The following is a 17942-nucleotide window of genomic DNA, read 5'->3' as shown; positions in this document are numbered from 1 at the left end:
AATGGGAATAATCGATGGAGGAAAAGAAAAACCCCGAAGAGGCTTGCTCTATCGGGGTTTTACGGAAGACTGAGACAGTCTTCGGAAGTGTTGTTGGTGGAGCCGGCGGGGATCGAACCCGCGTCCGCAAGTACTCTACGATCAGTTCTACATACTTAGTTCAGTCATTTGATTTAACCGTTTTGTCGCGGACGAACACGCTACGCAACAGCGATCCACTTGATTTTGGGCCCCGGCGCCGTGGCACCACCGGAGATTATCTGACGTAAATGACCTCGCTTGGTATTGCTACCCTAACCCGTCAGAGAGCTAGTGCGAGGCAGGCGCCCTTAGGCAGCCAGTGCGTACGAGTTATCGTTTGCAGTTACTAATTTTCCCATTGATTAACGAGGTGACGGGTCCTCGGTATGCCCTGATTCGCTTCGCTACCCACGTCGAAACCATGTCGGCCCCTGTGGTAATGCTGATTATGACACAAATGGCCTACTTAAGTTCAAAGTCCACCCGTGTTGTCGCCCCCTTGTCCTTGATGCCGTCCGCAGTGAGCTTCGGTGCCACCACGAACAGCCGATCCGACGCGATCTTGCCGTCCAGCCACGACCGCACGCGCTGCGCCCGCCGATCCGCCAGCGCCCGCAGATCGTCATCGCCTACCTTGACGTTCGTCTCCATGAGCTTTTCCATCTCGTCGTCCGGCAGCGATTTCGCAAACCCGATCATGTTGCGCGGCTTGGCAAAGTCGGCCGCCTTGTAAGCCGCCGTCAAATACTTGCTGCGCTCCTCCGGGCTCACCTTCACGCTGTCCACATCGATACTTTCGCCCTTGCCGACCATCGCCTTCACCTTCTGCGCCTTGATCGCGCGCTCCACCGCCACCTTGCGCAGACCCTCGGTATCCTTCGCCGGGTCAACGCGACCCTCGATATCCAGCTTCAACGCCGTGCGATCCGTCAGCGCCTTTACCAGCGTTTCGAGCCGCTTCTCGCTCTCGGGCGCCAGGCGCGCGCTGCCCGGTGCGAACTCGACGTAGCCCAACTCCTGGTCGCCACCGCCAAACGCCGACGCCAGCAAACTGAACGGCGCCGTCGCCGCCTTGACGATCAAATTCACGAAAGCCCGGAAAATCACTCCGCCAAGGCTGAACTGCGGATCGTCGAGCGAGCCGGAAATCGGGATGTCCACATCGATTTCGCCGCGCGAATTCTTCAGCAGCGACACCGCCAGACGCACCGGAAGATTGGTGGCCGTCGGGCTGTCCACATGATCCCCGAACGTCAACTGATCGATGAAAATGTGGTTGTTCGCCGTGAGCTTCGCCTGATCGAGCAGGTAGTGCACATCGACCGTGAGCTTGCCCTTTTCGATGGGATAGCCCGCGTACTTCGTCGAGTAGGGGGTGAGATTGGTCAGCTCGATGCCGTCGGCCTTGGCACTCAGATCCACGAACGCCATCGGCGCGAGCGGATTGATCTTGCCGTTGATGCCGATCGGTGAATTGCGATTGACCTTGCCTTGCAGCGCGACCTCGGCCGGCTCGGTCGTCGCCGTACCAAATGCGCCGATGTGCCCGCCAATATCCGTCAGATTGGCCGTGTAGTTCGGCCTGACGAAGTTGTCCGTGAAGTTGACGTTGCCACCCTGCAGCGTGATGCGTCCGATGCGGACGTCCGCGGGCAGCGCCTTGCCTGCGCCATAGCCCGGGCCTCGCTGTGCCGTCGTCTCGCCAGGTTTCTGCACCGGCGTCTCGGCGGCCGTCGGCTGCCCCGCTTCAACGGCCGACGCCGCCGCATCGAGCGGTGGCTTGGCCGTCGCCCCACCGAGCGGCACGCCTTCGTTCGCGCGCGTCAGCGAACGCGGTGCCGCCTCCTTGTTGCCGACTACATCGGCCAGATTCAAGCGCCCGTTCGCGTTGATGATCAAACGCGCGTAGAAGCGCGACAGTGCAATGCTGCCCAACTGGACGTTCGGCTTGCCACTGCCCACCGCCAGATTGATTTGTTGCACCGACAGCGCGTTCCAACGCATGAAGTCGTCGGCCGTCACCTTGTCGAGCAGGCGCACGTTGCCCAGCGTGGCGTCGCCGCGATAGGTCGCCTGCGGGGTGTTGCCCTTCATCGCGAAGGTCGCCCGACCGTTGCTGGAGAGCAGCGCACTCGCGATGCTTGCGTTCAGTTGGTCGCTCATGTACGAGTCGAACGCCGCCAGATCGAGCTGTTGCGTCTTGATCTGAAGGTCGGCAGCCAGCGGCTGCGGCGTGACTTGGCCGGTGGCGTTGAGCACCCCCTTCTTGTTGAGCGTGCCGCTGATTTCCAATTGCAGCGGTTTGCTCATGTCTTGCGACGCGCCTTGCACCTTGACGTTGAGCGGCGCGAACGTTGCGTTGATCGGACGGCCTTTGACGTCACGGTCTTCAAAACCGATGCTCGCGTTTTCCAGCGTGACCTTGCCGACTTTCCACTGCCAGCCACCGGCGCTTGCCGGGGCGCTCGATGCGGTCGACTTGGCCGGCATGGCCGACGTGTGCCGGCCACGCTCCGTGCCGACGCGCGCTTTGAGACCCTTTGCGCGGCCCGCAGCCACTTTCGGCTGGCCGTCGCCGGTCAGGGCGAGCAGATTGATCTTGCCATCCTTGTCGCGGCGTGCCGACACCTGCAGCCCGCTGACGGTAACCTCGTCGACCACCGCTTGCCGGGCCCCCAGATCGAAGCGCGAGAGTTTTGCTTCCGCCTTGGCGAGCTTGACCGGCGGGTCGCCCTTGAGACCCGTGAGCCACTCGATCTTCTCAAGCGTGGCCGTGGCCGGCTCGATTTGGACGTTGGGCTGCTTGTCAGGGGCAAACGCCGCGCTGAACTTGGCCTGGACGCCGATCGTGCCGCTCTTCAGGTCACCCGCCAGGGCACCTTGCGCGAAGGGCAGCAGGGCGGCGAGCGCGATCGACTGGGCCTCGAGTTCACCACTTGCGTTGTACGCGGGCAGGCTGAACTGGCCGTGCGCCTTGAGTGAGCCGCCGCTCTGGATGCCCAGCGATGCGTCATACGTTGCCGGGTCCTTGCCGAGCGTCGAGAACTGCTTCACGCCGATCTGGATGTTCTCCAGTGCGAGGCTCGCCGGTTTCGGTCCGCGCTCGTCGGTCAAGCGCACCTTGCTGTTGACAAGCGAGACGTCGCCGACCATCAAGTCGAGCGGCGCAGGCTGGGCAGCGGCCAACGCTTTCGCCTGGGCCGCCTCGGCCGCCGACGCCGGCGATGCGGGTCGTGCCGTCTGCTCGGCCGGGACCTTCGGTGCCGCCTTGGCCGCTTCGCTCGCGCGCGGCGACGCTGCCGCCTGATCGACGGCCTTGCCCACCGCCTTGATGACCTGACGCTGCGGAAGTAGCGCCTTTGCCACATTGATTGAGCCGTCTTTTTCCAGCGTGACGTGCTGGTCGAGACCATCGATCCGCACGCTATCGATGTGATAGACGTTGCCCAGCGGTTCGACCTTGCCCAGCTTCACGTCGACCTGCTTGACGGCGACAAGCGGCGAGCCGTCCGGCTCGTTGACGACGGCATCGGACAATCCCGCGGTGCCCGTGAGCACGACGTGATTGCCGTTCTTGTCACGGGTGAAGCGCAGCTTCAGATCGGTACTGATCGCGCCGCTCTTGATCTGCGCGGGCACCGTGACCGGCGAATAGCCGAGGTACTTGGTCAGATCGAACCGGTCAAGCTTGATGTCGACCGTTGATTCCAGCGAATCGGCGAACGGCTTGGTCTGGCCCGAGATACGCAGCGGTGAGCCGTCGATCGACGCCTGCAGCAGCGGCTGCACGAAAATATCGGTGTCGGCCGGCAGGTTCGCGATGAACGGGACACCGACCTGCAAATGGTCGATCACATGCTTTTCGTTTTGCACGGCGTCGTCGAAACGCACCGTACCGTTCTTGATCTGAACATTATTCAGTGCAAAGCGCGCAGGCTTCGACGGCTCGGGCGACGGCGCTCCCGCAGTAGCGCGATCGATGATGTCCGAGAAGTTGAAGCGTTGCGGGGCCGTGCGCACGATGTTGAGCACCGGCGTGTCGACGTAAAGCTCGTCGACGACCGGCGCAAAGCGGAACAGCGAGCTCCAAGAGGCGTTCACGCGCAGCATGCCCACGTCCACGAACGGCTGCCCCGGTGTCTTGTCGCCGATGTGCACCTGGTGCAGGTCCAGGCGCAGCGTGTACGGATTGAAGCTGACGTCGCCCACGCTGACCGGTCGTTCTAGATAGGCCGAGAGCTTTTCGACGGCGTAATGCTTGACCACGGCCGGAATGGTGAAATAGCCGATGACGCCGAACACGGCGATCACACCGGCGGTCCACAAGCTGGCCTTGCGCGCACGACGGCGCACGTCGGGGTCGCGCCCGAGCGCGCGTGCGCGAACGAGTCCTTGCTGCAGACGAGAGCCGTCTGCGGACGATGCCGATGATTCTGAAGGGGGTTTGCGATCGTTCGCTTGCTCGGCCATGCGGTCTCCCGTAAGTCGCCAGTGAAGCACGCGCCGCGCCACTGTTGCGCGGCGGGACAGACCCGGGAGTGGCCGCGGCGGCCCCGTCCCGGGAGGCAATGACCCGGCCGTTCAGGCCGGTGACATCACCAGCGGGGCGATCGCCCCCGCGTGTTCGACGACGGCGTCCGCCTGCCACTCGACAGGGGCCTGCGCGTCGCCGCAATACCCATAGGCCGCGGCAACCGTTGCCATTCCTGCCGCCTTGCCGGCCTGGATGTCGCGCAGGTCGTCGCCGACGTACACGATATGTCCGGGGGCGATGCCGATGCGCTCGGCGGCATACAGCAGGGGCGCGGGGTGCGGCTTGCTGTGCGGCGTTGTGTCACCCGACACCACGCACGCGGCGCTGTCGGCGAGCCCGAGCAACTTCACGAGCGGATGCGTCAGGCGGGTCGCCTTGTTGGTCACGATGCCCCACGGCATGCCACGGGCCGCCAAGGCCTCGAGCAGCGCGGGAATCCCCTCGAACAGGCGACTCTGCACGCACAGGGCGGCTTCGTAATTGGCGAGGAACGCGTCGCGCAGGGCGGGGAACGCCGCATCCTCGGGGGCGACGCCGAAGGCGCTGCCGATCAGCCCGCGAGCGCCGTGCGACGCTTGCAGGCGCAGCGTCTCATAGGGTCCTGGCGGCAGGCCGCGGTCGGTTCGTACCTTGTTGACGGCGGCGACAAGATCGAGCGCTGTGTCGGCCAGCGTGCCGTCCAGGTCGAACAGGACGGCGCGAACGTTGCCGTTCAGCAATTGCGCCGCAGTGCCGAAAGGCGTTGCGAGGTCTCGGGCGGGGGGCTCGAACATATCAGGCATCGCGGGTGCACGCGATCATGTAGTTGACGTCGGTGTCCCGGTTGATCGCGTAATGCTGACTCAGCGGGTTGTAGGTCATGCCTCGCAGATCGCGCACCGTCAGGCCGCTGGCGCGGGCGAACGACGCGAGTTCCGACGGACGGATGAACTTGGCGTAATCGTGCGTACCGCGCGGCAGCATGCGCAACACGTATTCGGCGCCGACCACGGCCAGCAGCCAGGCCTTCGGATTGCGGTTAAGCGTCGAGAAGAACACATGACCGCCCGGTTTGACGAGCGTTGCACAGGCCGCCACCACGGATGCCGGCGACGGTACATGTTCCAGCATCTCCATGCAGGTCACCACGTCATACGTTCCCGCATCGCGTGCGGCGAGCGCCTCGGCGGAAATCTCTTCGTAGTCGATGGACAGGCCAACTTCGAGGCTATGCAGATCAGCCACGCCGAGCGCTTTTTTCGACAGGTCGATCCCCTTGACGTGTGCGCCCTGGCGCGCCATCGATTCGGAGAGAATGCCGCCGCCGCACCCGATATCGAGCACGCGCTTGCCCTGGAGCGGCACATGTTGCTCGATCCAGTCGAGGCGCAACGGGTTGATCTCGTGCAGCGGCTTGAATTCGCTGTGCGGATCCCACCAGCGGTGGGCCAATTCACTGAATTTATTGAGTTCTTGCGGGTCGGCGTTCATCACTTGCTCATGGACAGGGACGGCTCGGGGCAGGCAGGATGCCGCGCGATAACGCTTGCCTGGGTACCGGGTTTGACCGGCGGGCGCCGTCGAGATGGGGCAAGTATAACGAAGGGAGTGTGCCCATGTCCAAAGCGCGAGGCGTGGCGCGGGCCCGCGGCCAGCGCGTCATGCGTCAGGGGACGCGGGAGCGCCGGAGTGACACTGACGCGACGCCGGGTTGGACGACCCCAGGCACCGCGTCAACGCTTCAGCGGACCAACGCCGTCACGCCTATGCTGCGGCCGGTAAGTCCGCCAGCACGGCGTGCGGATCGTGATAGGCCAGGCCAAGTGCGTCGGCAACGCCACGGTTGGTCACCCTGCCGCGTGCCACGTTGAGTCCCGCAAGCAGGTGCGGATCGGCACGCATGGCCGCGACCGGTCCGTGATCGGCCAATTGCAGAATGAACGGCAACGTCACGTTGTTGAGCGCGAACGTCGAGGTGCGCGGCACGCCGCCCGGCATATTGGCGACGCAATAGTGCACCACCCCTTCGACGACGTAGACCGGGTCGGCATGCGTCGTCGCGTGAGACGTCTCGCAACAACCGCCCTGATCGATCGCGACGTCGACGATGACGGCGCCCTTGCGCATGAGACCGAGCATTGCGCGCGTGATGAGCTTCGGTGCGGCCGCCCCCGGAATGAGGACGCCGCCGATGACGAGATCGGCGTCACGCAGATGCGTTTCGATGGCATGCTGCGTCGAGTAGACCGTCTGGACGCGACCACCGAACTGTGCACTGATGCGGCGCAGCGCGTCGACCGATTTGTCGATGACCGTCACCTGCGCGCCGATGCCGACGGCCACCGTCGCGGCATTGGTACCTACGACGCCGCCCCCCAGGATCACGACCTTGCCCGCTTCCACCCCTGGCACGCCGGAGAGCAGCAACCCCAGCCCGCCATGCGTCTTTTCCAGTGCGGTAGCGCCGGCCTGGATCGACATGCGTCCGGCCACCTCGGACATGGGCGCGAGCAACGGTAGCCCGCCATTCACGGATGTCACCGTCTCGTACGCAATGCACGTGGCGCCGCTCTTGAGCAGGTCATGGGTCTGGTCGGGATCGGGCGCGAGATGGAGATACGTGAAGAGCGTGTGGTGGGGCTGGAGCCGGGCGCGTTCGACGGCCTGGGGCTCCTTGACCTTGACGATCAGCTCTGCGCGGTCGAACACGTCGATCGCGGTGGCGGCAATGCGGGCGCCGGCGGCGGCGTAGATGGTGTCGTCCATGCCGATGCCGCAACCGGCCTGGGTTTCGATCCACACTTCGTGCCCGCGCGCGACGACTTCGCGTACGGCGGCAGGCGTCATGCCGACGCGGTATTCGTTGTTCTTGATCTCCTTCGGTACACCGATTTTCATGATGCGTCTCCTTTTTTGTGATGTGACAGCCAAAAGTGACGACAGCGCGTGCCAAGGTTGCGGCGGCGCCAATCAAAACGGCACCCGAAGGTGCCGTCTGGATGATCAGGCGAAGGCCGGTTGGGCCTGCGCGTCGGGCGCGCGGCCGTAGCGTGCCACTGACAGGTCGTCGGCCAGAATCGCCGGCCGCCGTCCGGACATCAGGTCTGCCAGCAATTGGCCTGAACCGCACGACATCGTCCAGCCCAGCGTGCCATGTCCCGTGTTCAGGAACAGATTGCGCAGGGCGGTGGCGCCGACAATCGGCGTGCCGTCGGGGGTCATCGGGCGCAGCCCCGTCCAGAACGAGGCCTCGGCCGTATTGCCGGCGCCTGGATACAGATCGTTCACGACCATTTCCAGCGTGGCGCGGCGTGCCGGGTTGAGTGTCTTGTCGTAGCCGACGACTTCGGCCATCCCGCCGACGCGAATGCGGTCGTCGAAACGGGTGACGGCAATCTTGTAGGTCTCGTCGAGCACGGTCGACACCGGCGCGCGCGAGGCGTCGACGATGGGTACCGTAATCGAATAGCCCTTGAGCGGATACACGGGGATGTCGACGATGCCGCGCAGGAACGGCGTGGTGTACGACCCGAGCGCGACCACGTAGGCGTCGGCGCGCTGCACCGTACCTGCGCAGACCACGCCGTCGATCCTGTCACCGGCGACGTTCAGCCCGTCGATCGGCATGTCATAGCGGAATTTCACGCCGAGCGCCTCGGCCATCGCCGCCAGGTGCGTAGTGAACAATTGGCAGTCGCCGGTTTCATCGTTCGGCAGGCGCAAGCCGCCAGTGAGCTTGTGCGAGACGGCCGCCAATGCTGGCTCTGCGCTGGCGAGTGCGTGACTGTCGAGCAACTCGAATGGCACGCCGGCCTCTTCAAGCACCGCCATGTCGCGCGCGGCGTTCGCCAGTTGCTCCTCGGTACGGAACAGTTGCAGCGTACCCGCCTGACGGCCCTCATAAGGAATGCCGGTCTCGGCACGCAACGCACGGAAGCAATCGCGGCTGTACTCGGCGATCCGCACCATGCGTTCCTTGTTGACCGCATAACGCTCGGGCGTGCAATTGCGCAGCATCTGGTAGAGCCACTTGAGTTGCGTGAGCGTGCCGTCCGGACGGATGGCGAGCGGGGCGTGCTTCTGGAACAACCACTTGATGGCCTTCGTCGGAATGCCCGGTGCTGCCCACGGCGAGGCGTAGCCCGGCGAAATCTGGCCGGCGTTGCCGAAGCTGGTCTCGAGCGCAGGACCGGCCTGACGATCGAGCACCGTGACGTCGTGCCCGGCCTTCGCCAGGTAATAGGCGCTGGTGACGCCAATGACGCCGCTACCGAGAACGATGACCTTCATTGCGTTGACTCCTGTAAAACCATGGTTATCCAGTAATAATTGGCATACTATTATCTGATTGGTAGGTTTAGTTAATGTATATAGCCTGAAATTCAGGAATAAATAATGAGAGTCCAGCAGCAATCGATCCGGACGCTGGATCGGCTTGACCGGCGCATCCTCGCCCTCCTTCAGCAAGACGGGCGGATGTCCATGAAAGACCTCGCCGAGCAGGTGGGGCTGTCGATCACGCCGTGTATCGAACGCGTGAAGCGCATGGAGCGCGACGGCGTGATCATGGGCTACTACGCGCGAGTGAATCCGGCCGCGCTTGGCGCCTCGTTGCTGGTGTTCGTCGAGATCACGCTCGATCACAAGTCCGGCAACATGTTCGATCAGTTCCGGCGGGAAGTGCTGCGGATTCCGGAGGTGATGGAGTGCCATCTCATCTCGGGCGACTTCGATTACCTGATCAAGGCGCGCATTCGAGAGATGTCCGAATACCGGAAGCTGCTTGGCGACATCCTGCTGCAACTGCCCGGTGCCGTGCAGTCGAAGAGCTATGTCGTGATGGAGGAGATCAAGGAGACGCTCACCATCCACGTCGACGAATGAGTGGGGCGCCGGATGGCGTCAAAGCACGCAGGAGAACGCAAGGCGCGTTTGGGTCGGGAAGCCGTCTTAAAAGAGGGGCATCTGCGGGTCGGCGGTGTCAGCCGGACGTGGGGAGGGGGGGCGCCGTCCGTTGGCAGTGTCAGCCGGGGGGGAAGGCGCGGGGACTTTGAACTGATCGTTCCGCAACGGCGGTCTCGCCTGATTGAGCCCCAACTTGCGGGCCGCCAGATGAAAGCGCTGACGGATCAATTCCGCGTGCAGACCAGTGCCGCGCATGCGCGTACCAAATTCGGAACTGTTGTGTTTGCCGTCGCGCACCTGCTCGATCAGGCTCATGACGTGGCGTGCCCGCATCGGGTAATGCGCTTCGAGCCACGTGACGAAAATGTCGTGAACTTCGCGCGGCAGTCGCAGCATCACATAAGCCGCGTACGTTGCGCCGGCTTGTGCCGCTGTCGCCAACACCCGTTCGATGTCGAAATCGGTGAGCGCGGGCACGATGGGCGCCACGATCACCCCGGTCGGGATGCCCGCATCGGTGAGCTTGCGAATCGCGTCGATACGACGCGCGGGCGTATTGGCGCGCGGCTCCATCTTGCGGGCGATGTCGGCATCGAGTGTTCCCACCGAGATGAATACGCGGGCCAGACCGCGCTGTGCCATCCGCGACAGGATGTCGATGTCGCGCGTGACCAGCGCGGATTTCGTCGTGATGCCGACGGGATGGCCGAAACGCTCGAGCACTTCCAGCACGCTTCGGGTGATGCCGTATTCGCGTTCGATGGGCTGGTACGGGTCGGTGTTTGCGCCGAGTGCCAGCAGCGCAGGCTGATAACCGCGCTTGCGCAACTCGGCGTCGAGGCGCTCGGCGGCGTTGTGCTTTGCGTAAAGGCGGGTTTCGAAGTCGAGCCCCGGAGACAGACCGAGATAGGCGTGCGTGGGACGCGCAAAACAATACGCGCAGCCGTGCTCGCATCCCCGATAAGGGTTGATCGAACGGTCGAAGGGGATGTCTGCCGATTGATTGCGCGAGATGATCGTCCGCGCGTGCTCCAGCGCGACTTGCGTGACGAACTTGACCTCACATTCTTGGGCTGCGTCCGATTCATGCCGGGTCTCGTCGCTTTCGCGGCGGAATGCTGAAAAGCGCGATTCGAGATTGCCGGTAGCGCCTCGGCCCTTGCGTGACGGGGGCGGCGCGAATGAGGAAGCCATGGCTCGTCTCCTAGATGGCAGTCCGGGATGCGAAGGCAGGGCGTTCGCGAGGAATGCTAGTCATTATACTGTTTTTTTGTACAGTATTCGAGGTGACGCGCATGACCCGCATGATGAGGATCGGATGGACGAGCACGGCGAGTTGGCCCGGGAGGGCAGCGCTGAGCGGAGGGACGGGCGGGGGACGCTGGATGGCCTTATGCGTCGCGTTCTGGGGCGAATGGCGGCAAATACGGGGCGATGGCACGCGCGATGGCGTCGAGTGCGGCACGATCGGCGTTCGGGCGTTGACGGGCGAGGTGAATCGCCCGAAGCGTCAGGAGCGAATACAGCGTCGCGTGATTGCCGCCCATCGAGGCAAGCGCTTCCGTGTGGCGGGTGACGATGCCTGCGTCGCCCCGCGACACCGGGCCGGCAAGCGCGCCGGCAAGTCCGCGCTCGCGGGCCGCGTTGAGGGTACCCATGACCAGCGGCCACATGGCTTCTTGGGCATCGGCTTCGGGCATGCCGATGGCTTGCCAGAGCTGGGTGGCTTCATCGAGCAGGCACAACAGAAAACTGGCAGCGTAGTTGGCGCCGGCGTGATAGCGCATCCGTTCGCCCGCCGGAATCGACAGGGCACGGCAACCCATGGCCGTGGCAAGACCGTGGAGCGTATCGTTCAGCGGTGCGTCCGCTTCGATGGTGATGGCGCTGCCCGAGAGGCGTATCGCGTCGTCATCAAGGCCGGCAAAAAGAAACAGCGGATGGAAGCCGCCAATTTGCGCACCTTGGTGGCGGGCGGCCGCGAGCAGGTCGACCTCGGACGCGCCGCTGCAATGCACCAGTGCCTGACCGGCGCGCGGGGACAGATGCGCGGCGCACGTGGCGATGGCGTCGTCGGGAACGCTCAGGAAGACAAGGTCCGCGCGCGAGAAGATGGCGTTCATGTCCTCCGGGCGGTCGATCGGCAGGGCCTCGCACGCTGGCAGGGCGGATGCGACGCGTTGTGCCACGTCGAGGCGACGGCTTGCGATCGCCGTCACGTCATACCCTGCACGCGCCGCCGCGATCGCGAGTGCGCAGGCGACGCGGCCGGCACCGATGAAGCCCAGTGTTGGCCGGGGGGCAGTGGCGGTGGAGAGTGTCGTCATGCTCGCGCGTTACTGCGACAGGCGATTCGGCGTGTCGTGCGTTTCGAAATAGGTCTGGAACGCCACGGCGAGACCGACCATCAACAACATCGCGCCGACAAACAGCGACACACTGACGATGATGACGGCGATCCATCCCGAGCGCGACTTGCGCTGGGCGCTGGCGTTGAACTGGGCATTCCAGCGTTCGTCGGGGCGAAGTCCGTAGACGATCGCCGTCAGGAATGCGGAGAAGAGCGAAATGCCGCCGAGAATCGTCAGGCCCCATCCTGCGGGAGAGTGCAAATCGCTCGTGACAAGCAGCGCCCAGCCTGCCACGCCGCAGGCCGACCCCACGATGTGGGCCCATCCGAAGCGGTCGCGCAGACCATACAGATAGAAACGATGCAGGCCCAGCGTGCCGAACAGCATTGCCAGGCCGGCGGTCAGGGTCTTGGATTTGTAGGCGACTGCGTTCATGGGGAAGAATTATCGGGCAGGCGTTTCGCGAATGACTTCGACCAGCGTCCAGCGCATGCTCGACGCGTCGGCGGGCGGATTGGCGATGGGTTCGCCATGGATTTTCACGCGGTATTCTACGCCGGGCTTCCATGTGAAGCCATCGATGTGGGCGTACCAGAGCTCCCACGGCGCTTTGCCAGAATCGTCGGCGTTGCGCACGCGCAAGCACTTTCGCGGGGCAACGCCCACGCAATCCGCCATTTGCGAATCGACATCGACAATACGGTCTTCCGTCTTGGCGGCGGTGCCGGCAACCGGACGATCCAGGAGCGTTTGCGACGCATAGGTCAGGGTTTCGCCGTTCGGGGCGCGCAAAATCAACTGCGTGTCGCGGCGTTCGAAACGGGTGATGCGCGGAAGCGTCTGCAGGTAGCGGTCTTCGAAGGCCATCGAGTCCGGGCAGGCCATGCGCGTCGTGGCCGGCGCCTGAAGGCTAACCTGGCCCTTGGCCGGCCCCACCGTGTACTGACCGAAGATCCGGTTGCATCCCCCCGAGCCCGAGAACGCCCCCTTGTCGTTGAAAGTCAGGTTGATGGCGCGGCTTTCCGGCAGGCTCGGCAAGTCGTCGATGCCTTCCCACCGCATCAGTTGCCAGGTGCCGAGAATGTCGGCGGGGGCGGTTGCGGCTGCACCGGGCGACGCCGACGACGAGCTGGCGCCGCCGCCCGACGGGGCGGCGCAGCCAGCGAGCATGGCCGCCGGCACGAGGAGCGTTGCCATATAGGTAGCGAGCGAGGCGGGCAGGAACGAGAGTCGGCGTTGGGTCATGATCTTGTCTTGGCTTAGTGGCCGAGCGTGCCGGGAGGGCACACGCGGCGAAAGTGTCGCAACGCACGGAAGCGGCGGACGCCGTGCGCAGTCCGGAGTACATGAAAGATTGACCGAATGGCGGTCGGTGCAGTTCCTCGCGTGGTCATCGCCATGAGATTCCCGAGTGGATGTCGACGGCCGTCATGAAGTCGCCTCACGGTTTCCGGTACGTGATGCGATAGATCGCGCCAGCATAATCATCGCTGATCAACAGTGAACCGTCCGGTAACGTGAGGAGGTCGACTGGGCGGCCCCAGACTGACTCGTCGTCGCCCAGCCAGCCTTGCGCGAAGATCTCCTGCTTCGCCACGTTGCCCTTGGCGTCGAGAACGGCGCGAACGACCCGGTAGCCGACCTTGCGGCTCCGGTTCCAGGAGCCGTGCTCTGCGATGAAGAGGCTACCGCGATAGTCCTTGGGGAACTGCTTGCCGGTATAAAACCGCACGCCCAGCGCGGCCACGTGGGCCCCAAGCTTCGCCACGGGGGGAGTGAAGTCTACGCAGGGTTTCGCTCTTCCGTATTCAGGATCCGCAATGTCGCCGGCATGACAGTAAGGGAATCCAAAGTGTTCGCCGATGCGTGTGAGTCGGTTCAATTCGTCGTCCGGGACGTCTTCGCCGAGTTGATCGCGACCGTTATCGGTGAACCAGAGCGTATGGGTCCTGGGTTGCCAGTCGAAGCCTACGGTGTTGCGAACGCCCCGGGCGACGACCTGCCAGTCGGTGCCGTCCGGTCTCATGCTGCCGATCAGCGCGAACCGGCTGTCATCGCGCTTGCAGACGTTGCACGGCGCACCCACGCCGACATACAGGCGCCGATCGGGGCCGAATGCGATGTACCGCCAGCCGTGATGCGTCTCGCCAGGGAGCTTGTCGTAGACAACGATCGGTTTGCCGGGATTGTCGAGGTGGCTTTCGATATTCTCGAGCTTGACGATGCGCGAGACGGCCGAGATATAGAGCGTGCCGTTGTGCAGCGCCACGCCGACAGGCATGTTCAGCCCGGAGGCGATCGTCTGGACTCTGGCCGCGTAGGCGCGCGACGGATCAAGCGTGATGGCATAGACAACGCCTTGTGCGCGGCTGCCGACGAATAACGTGCCTTTTGGGCCAAGCGTCATGCCACGGGCGCCGGGCACGCGATCGGAGAGAACCTCGACATGAAAGCCGGGCGGCAGTGCGAGACGTTCAATGGGAAGGGCGTCGTGCGCCGCGGCGGGCCAGGGGGCTAGCGCCAGCGCGGCGCCGAGAAACAGACTGGCGTGATGCGCATGCTTCACGAGGCGGACGACTCGCGCGGCGAGCCGCGCTGACCCTGGCGGTCGAACGAGGCGTTGCCATCCATCGGGAAATCGTCGCATGCCGGACTCGCTTCACGCCAAGGATGCGTGCATTGTAGACCAGTGCTCGCCGTCGCCAATACGGCTGTCTCGTCCGCCCAATTCGGGCGTGGCTTGGCGTGGCGCCGTTGGCGTCCGGGGAAGTGTTTGTTTTGACGAGGGTTTTGCGCTATAATGTCGCGTTTTCTGTCCGAACACTTCTGGATTCACAAGGATTTATTATGGTCGTTATCCGCCTGGCTCGCGGCGGCGCGAAGAAGCGCCCGTTTTACAACATCGTTGCAACCGACTCGCGTAACCGTCGCGATGGTCGCTTCATCGAGCGTATTGGCTTCTACAACCCGGTCGCTACCGAAGGCACGGAAGGTCTGCGTATTGCTCAAGACCGCCTGACGTACTGGCAAGGCGTTGGCGCGCAACTGTCGCCGACCGTGGCTCGTCTGATCAAGCAAGGCGCCAAGGCTGCTGCCTAAGCGCTTCGGCTAGTCGAGCTATCAGCATTGCCGTCGGTTTGCCGATGGCATGAGAATTGAACGGCGGTGTCTGCTCCCGAGCGATCTGGAGCGGTCATCGCCGTGTGTTCGTCATAACGTTGGATTGGCATGGTTCGTTCCGCTCGACCCGCACGTGAGCGGGTACCGCTGAAAATCGGTGCTGAGGCGCGCCGCGCCGCCGGCATGCGTGCCGAGCAGGTGCTCGCCCCGGTGACCGAAGTGCCCGACGATCTCGTCGAGCTGGGTTACATCGGCGACGCCTACGGGATTCGTGGCTGGATCAAGGTGCAGCCGCATACGGGCGAAGGCGAAGGGCTCTTGTCCGCCGATTGCTGGTATTTTCGTCGTCCCGGTGAGTCGGCCTACGCCCGGGCCAATGTGCTGCACAGTCGGGGGCATTCCGGAACCGTCGTCGCGCAATTGCGCGGCAGCGAAAACCGCTCGGCTGCCGAGGCGCTCAAGGGGCTCCAGGTCTGGGTGCCGCGCAGCGCGTTTCCGAGCGCTGGCGAAGACGAGTTTTACTGGGTCGACCTCATTGGCGCCCAGGTCACGAATCTGCAGGACGAATCGCTTGGCAAGGTCGTCGGGTTGCTCGACAACGGCGTGCACACCGTGTTGCGTGTCGCTTACGAGGCGCCCGCCGTCGACGATAAGCCGGCGAAGACCGCTGAGCGTCTGATCCCGTTCGTTGGCAAGTATGTGCAGACCGTCGATGTCGAGGCGGGGCGTATTGTGGCCGACTGGGGTCTCGATTACTGAGATACCGATTGATCGCCCGGCCGTTGTGGCGTTCGGGCACCTCTGGACGGAACCGGTTTGATGCAGTTTGATGTCGTGACGCTCTTTCCCGAGATGTTTCGGGCACTGACCGACTGGGGCGTCACCAGCCGGGCGCTCAAGCAGTCGCGCTATGGTCTGCGGTTTTGGAATCCTCGCGATTTCACGCATAACAACTACCGCACGATCGACGATCGACCGTACGGTGGTGGCCCAGGCATGGTCATGCTTGCCAAGCCGCTTGACGACGCCATCGGTGCGGCAAAGGCGGCGCAGGCAGAAGCGGGCGTATCGCGCGGTCGCGTGTTGTTGATGTCGCCGCAAGGCAAGCCGCTGACGCATCGCCGCGTGGTCGAGTTGCGTGATGAGGCGCAGGGACTGATTCTGCTCTGTGGCCGCTACGAGGCCATCGACCAGCGTTTGATCGATCGGGTGGTGGACGAAGAGGTCAGTGTTGGCGATTTCGTGCTGTCGGGGGGGGAGTTGCCCGCCATGGCATTGATGGACTCGCTGATCCGGCTGCTGCCGGGGGCACTGAACGATGAGCAGTCGGCCGAGCAGGACAGTTTCGTCAACGGACTGCTCGATTGTCCGCACTACACGCGCCCCGAAGTGTACGAAGGGGTGCGGGTGCCCGACGTGTTGTTGGGCGGGCATCACGCCGAGATTGAAAAATGGCGGCGCCGCGAGGCGTTGACCAATACCTGGCGCAAGCGCCCCGATCTGATCGAGAGCGCACGCGCCAACGGATTGCTCAGTCGTGCCGACGAGGCGTGGCTGGCAAGCCTGCGGGCCGATCCATCGGCCAAGTAGGCAGCGGGTGTCGTCATGGGGACGGCATTCGGTTTGCACCCATCCTCTGTCGGGGCCGGCATGCCGGTATATAACGCCGATACGATGGCACAAGGAGTGGTAAATGAATCTGATCGCCAAGATCGAGCAAGAAGAAATCGCGCGTCTGACCGCGAACAAAACGATTCCCGAATTCGCCCCGGGCGACACCGTGATCGTCAACGTGAACGTGGTGGAAGGTACGCGCAAGCGCGTTCAGGCATACGAAGGCGTCGTGATCGCCAAGCGTAACCGTGGCCTGAACTCGGCGTTCATCGTCCGCAAGATTTCGTCGGGTGAAGGCGTTGAGCGTACGTTCCAGACGTACTCGCCGCTGATCGCCAGCATCGAAGTCAAGCGTCGTGGTGACGTTCGTCGCGCGAAGCTGTACTACCTGCGCGAGCGTTCGGGCAAGTCGGCACGTATCAAGGAAAAGCTCTCGTTCAAGAGCAAGGCCGCTACTGCCGCGTAAGTCGGACGCGGCCACGCCTGGCGACCTCGTGGCCGGGCGCGGCCAAAGCCGTACGGAAAAGCACCCTTCGGGGTGCTTTTTTCGTTGTGCCGCCTTTCGTCGATCGGGATGTTGCGGCGTGTCATCCCCCTCGAATCCCGTGAATTACCACGCTATTGGCATTTTCTTTGCGTGTACGCGATTTGGGCTTCCTCGCTAAAATAGCGGAGTTCTTCACCAAGCAAAGGTCTACGTGGCGCCACCTCTCATCCTGCATCCTGAAGCGTTACCCATCGTCTCGACGGGCGAGGGGGAGCCCGCGGTGCCGGCGGAGCGGCTGACACCCGCAGCGTTGCGAGATCGTCTTGCCAGTCCACCGATTTGGACGCCCGAGGCGGGCGCGATCGAACTCGCGCCACCTGCGCAATTTACGCCGCGCGCGGCGGCCGTGCTCGTACCCTTGGTGATGCGAGCGTACGGCACCACCGTGCTGCTGACCCAGCGAACACAGCATCTGAGCACACACGCCGGGCAAGTGAGTTTTCCTGGCGGCAGTCGGGAGCCCGACGATCCGACGCCGATCGCCACGGCCTTGCGTGAGTCGCGAGAGGAAATCGGACTCGATTCCGGGGTGGTGGAAGTGATCGGACGCTTGCCCGACTATGTCACGGGAACCGGCTTTCGTGTCGCACCCGTCGTGGGTCTGGTCAAGCCGCCGTTCGATCTGATGGCCGATGCCGGTGAAGTCGACGAGATCTTCGAAGTGCCGCTGGAATTCCTGATGGACCCTGCACATCATCAGATCCGCGTCTTCCATTATCCGGTGGGCGAGCGCCGGTTTTACGCGATGCCCTATCCGAAGCCCGCGGGCGGTGAGTATTTCATTTGGGGAGCAACGGCTGGCATGCTGCGCAATTTCTATCAACTCCTGCGGGCCTGACGCGAGCGCGTTATCGTTTCTGCAAGTTGTCTG

Annotated in this window: 16 protein-coding genes and 1 other RNA gene; 6 read left to right on the top strand and 11 right to left on the bottom strand. The window is 63.7% G+C overall.

From position 1 onward, the window contains the following. Positions 1 to 94: 94 nt before the first annotated feature. The 6 genes from ssrA to PTE31013_RS09280 form a co-directional block, all read right to left on the bottom strand. Positions 95 to 453: a transfer-messenger RNA gene (gene ssrA / locus PTE31013_RS09305) on the bottom strand. A 30-nt stretch (positions 454 to 483) separates the two neighbouring features. Beyond that, entirely contained in the window at positions 484 to 4491 is a 4008-nt protein-coding gene (locus PTE31013_RS09300) for a DUF748 domain-containing protein (protein ID WP_150612522.1), read from the bottom strand. A gap of 111 nt (positions 4492 to 4602) precedes the next feature. Further along, positions 4603 to 5328 carry an HAD-IA family hydrolase gene (locus PTE31013_RS09295; RefSeq protein WP_150612521.1) on the bottom strand — a complete coding sequence of 242 codons (726 nt, stop codon included), beginning with the start codon at positions 5326 to 5328 and terminating at the stop codon, positions 4603 to 4605. Position 5329: 1 nt separating this feature from the next. Then, on the bottom strand, positions 5330 to 6028 hold the full coding sequence (gene ubiG, locus PTE31013_RS09290; RefSeq protein ID WP_150612520.1) for a bifunctional 2-polyprenyl-6-hydroxyphenol methylase/3-demethylubiquinol 3-O-methyltransferase UbiG: 699 nt from the start codon (positions 6026 to 6028) through the stop codon (positions 5330 to 5332). A 270-nt stretch (positions 6029 to 6298) separates the two neighbouring features. Then, a complete protein-coding gene (gene ald / locus PTE31013_RS09285; protein ID WP_150612519.1) occupies positions 6299 to 7432 on the bottom strand; it encodes an alanine dehydrogenase in 1134 nt (377 codons plus the stop codon). A gap of 105 nt (positions 7433 to 7537) precedes the next feature. Then, the gene (locus tag PTE31013_RS09280; protein ID WP_150612518.1) at positions 7538 to 8824 is read right to left on the bottom strand and encodes a D-amino acid dehydrogenase; all 1287 of its coding nucleotides are present in this window, start codon (positions 8822 to 8824) and stop codon (positions 7538 to 7540) included. 105 nt (positions 8825 to 8929) lie between these two features. Between PTE31013_RS09280 and PTE31013_RS09275 the strand changes: the two genes are divergently transcribed. After that, complete coding sequence (locus PTE31013_RS09275) at positions 8930 to 9418, top strand: Lrp/AsnC ligand binding domain-containing protein (RefSeq protein ID WP_150612517.1); 489 nt, start codon at positions 8930 to 8932, stop codon at positions 9416 to 9418. A 66-nt stretch (positions 9419 to 9484) separates the two neighbouring features. On the opposite strand, the gene PTE31013_RS09270 is transcribed toward PTE31013_RS09275, so the two are convergent. The 5 genes from PTE31013_RS09270 to PTE31013_RS09250 all read right to left on the bottom strand — a co-directional run bounded on the left by PTE31013_RS09270 (position 9485) and on the right by PTE31013_RS09250 (position 14437). After that, positions 9485 to 10633: a PA0069 family radical SAM protein gene (locus tag PTE31013_RS09270; RefSeq protein WP_150612516.1), complete on the bottom strand. Its 1149-nt coding sequence runs from the start codon at positions 10631 to 10633 to the stop codon at positions 9485 to 9487. A 197-nt stretch (positions 10634 to 10830) separates the two neighbouring features. After that, positions 10831 to 11766 (bottom strand): Rossmann-like and DUF2520 domain-containing protein, encoded by a 936-nt coding sequence (locus tag PTE31013_RS09265; RefSeq protein ID WP_150612515.1) that lies wholly within the window; start codon positions 11764 to 11766, stop codon positions 10831 to 10833. Positions 11767 to 11775: 9 nt separating this feature from the next. After that, positions 11776 to 12225, bottom strand: a complete 450-nt coding sequence (locus tag PTE31013_RS09260) for a TM2 domain-containing protein (RefSeq protein WP_150612514.1) — start codon at positions 12223 to 12225, stop codon at positions 11776 to 11778. Between the two features lie 9 nt (positions 12226 to 12234). After that, positions 12235 to 13035, bottom strand: a complete 801-nt coding sequence (locus PTE31013_RS09255; RefSeq protein WP_150612513.1) for an META and DUF4377 domain-containing protein — start codon at positions 13033 to 13035, stop codon at positions 12235 to 12237. Positions 13036 to 13231: 196 nt separating this feature from the next. Continuing rightward, positions 13232 to 14437, bottom strand: coding sequence for a PQQ-dependent sugar dehydrogenase (locus tag PTE31013_RS09250; protein ID WP_425495550.1), 1206 nt, complete (start codon positions 14435 to 14437; stop codon positions 13232 to 13234). Positions 14438 to 14637: 200 nt separating this feature from the next. On the opposite strand from PTE31013_RS09250, the gene rpsP reads away from it, so the two are divergent. The 5 genes from rpsP to PTE31013_RS09225 all read left to right on the top strand — a co-directional run bounded on the left by rpsP (position 14638) and on the right by PTE31013_RS09225 (position 17909). Next, on the top strand, positions 14638 to 14889 hold the full coding sequence (gene rpsP, locus PTE31013_RS09245; protein ID WP_150612512.1) for a 30S ribosomal protein S16: 252 nt from the start codon (positions 14638 to 14640) through the stop codon (positions 14887 to 14889). A 129-nt stretch (positions 14890 to 15018) separates the two neighbouring features. Next, positions 15019 to 15669, top strand: coding sequence for a ribosome maturation factor RimM (rimM, locus tag PTE31013_RS09240; RefSeq protein WP_246174108.1), 651 nt, complete (start codon positions 15019 to 15021; stop codon positions 15667 to 15669). A gap of 60 nt (positions 15670 to 15729) precedes the next feature. Further along, positions 15730 to 16500, top strand: coding sequence for a tRNA (guanosine(37)-N1)-methyltransferase TrmD (trmD, locus tag PTE31013_RS09235; RefSeq protein ID WP_150612511.1), 771 nt, complete (start codon positions 15730 to 15732; stop codon positions 16498 to 16500). A 103-nt stretch (positions 16501 to 16603) separates the two neighbouring features. Further along, on the top strand, positions 16604 to 16990 hold the full coding sequence (rplS, locus tag PTE31013_RS09230) for a 50S ribosomal protein L19 (protein WP_150612510.1): 387 nt from the start codon (positions 16604 to 16606) through the stop codon (positions 16988 to 16990). 232 nt (positions 16991 to 17222) lie between these two features. Beyond that, the gene (locus PTE31013_RS09225) at positions 17223 to 17909 is read left to right on the top strand and encodes a CoA pyrophosphatase (RefSeq protein ID WP_246174098.1); all 687 of its coding nucleotides are present in this window, start codon (positions 17223 to 17225) and stop codon (positions 17907 to 17909) included. Positions 17910 to 17942 lie beyond the last annotated feature (33 nt).

Origin of the sequence: Pandoraea terrigena, assembly GCF_902459705.1 — a bacterium.
GTDB lineage: Bacteria > Pseudomonadota > Gammaproteobacteria > Burkholderiales > Burkholderiaceae > Pandoraea > Pandoraea terrigena.
The sequence above is the reverse complement of the archived record's forward strand: the minus strand, read 5'-3'. Positions and strand labels throughout refer to the sequence as shown.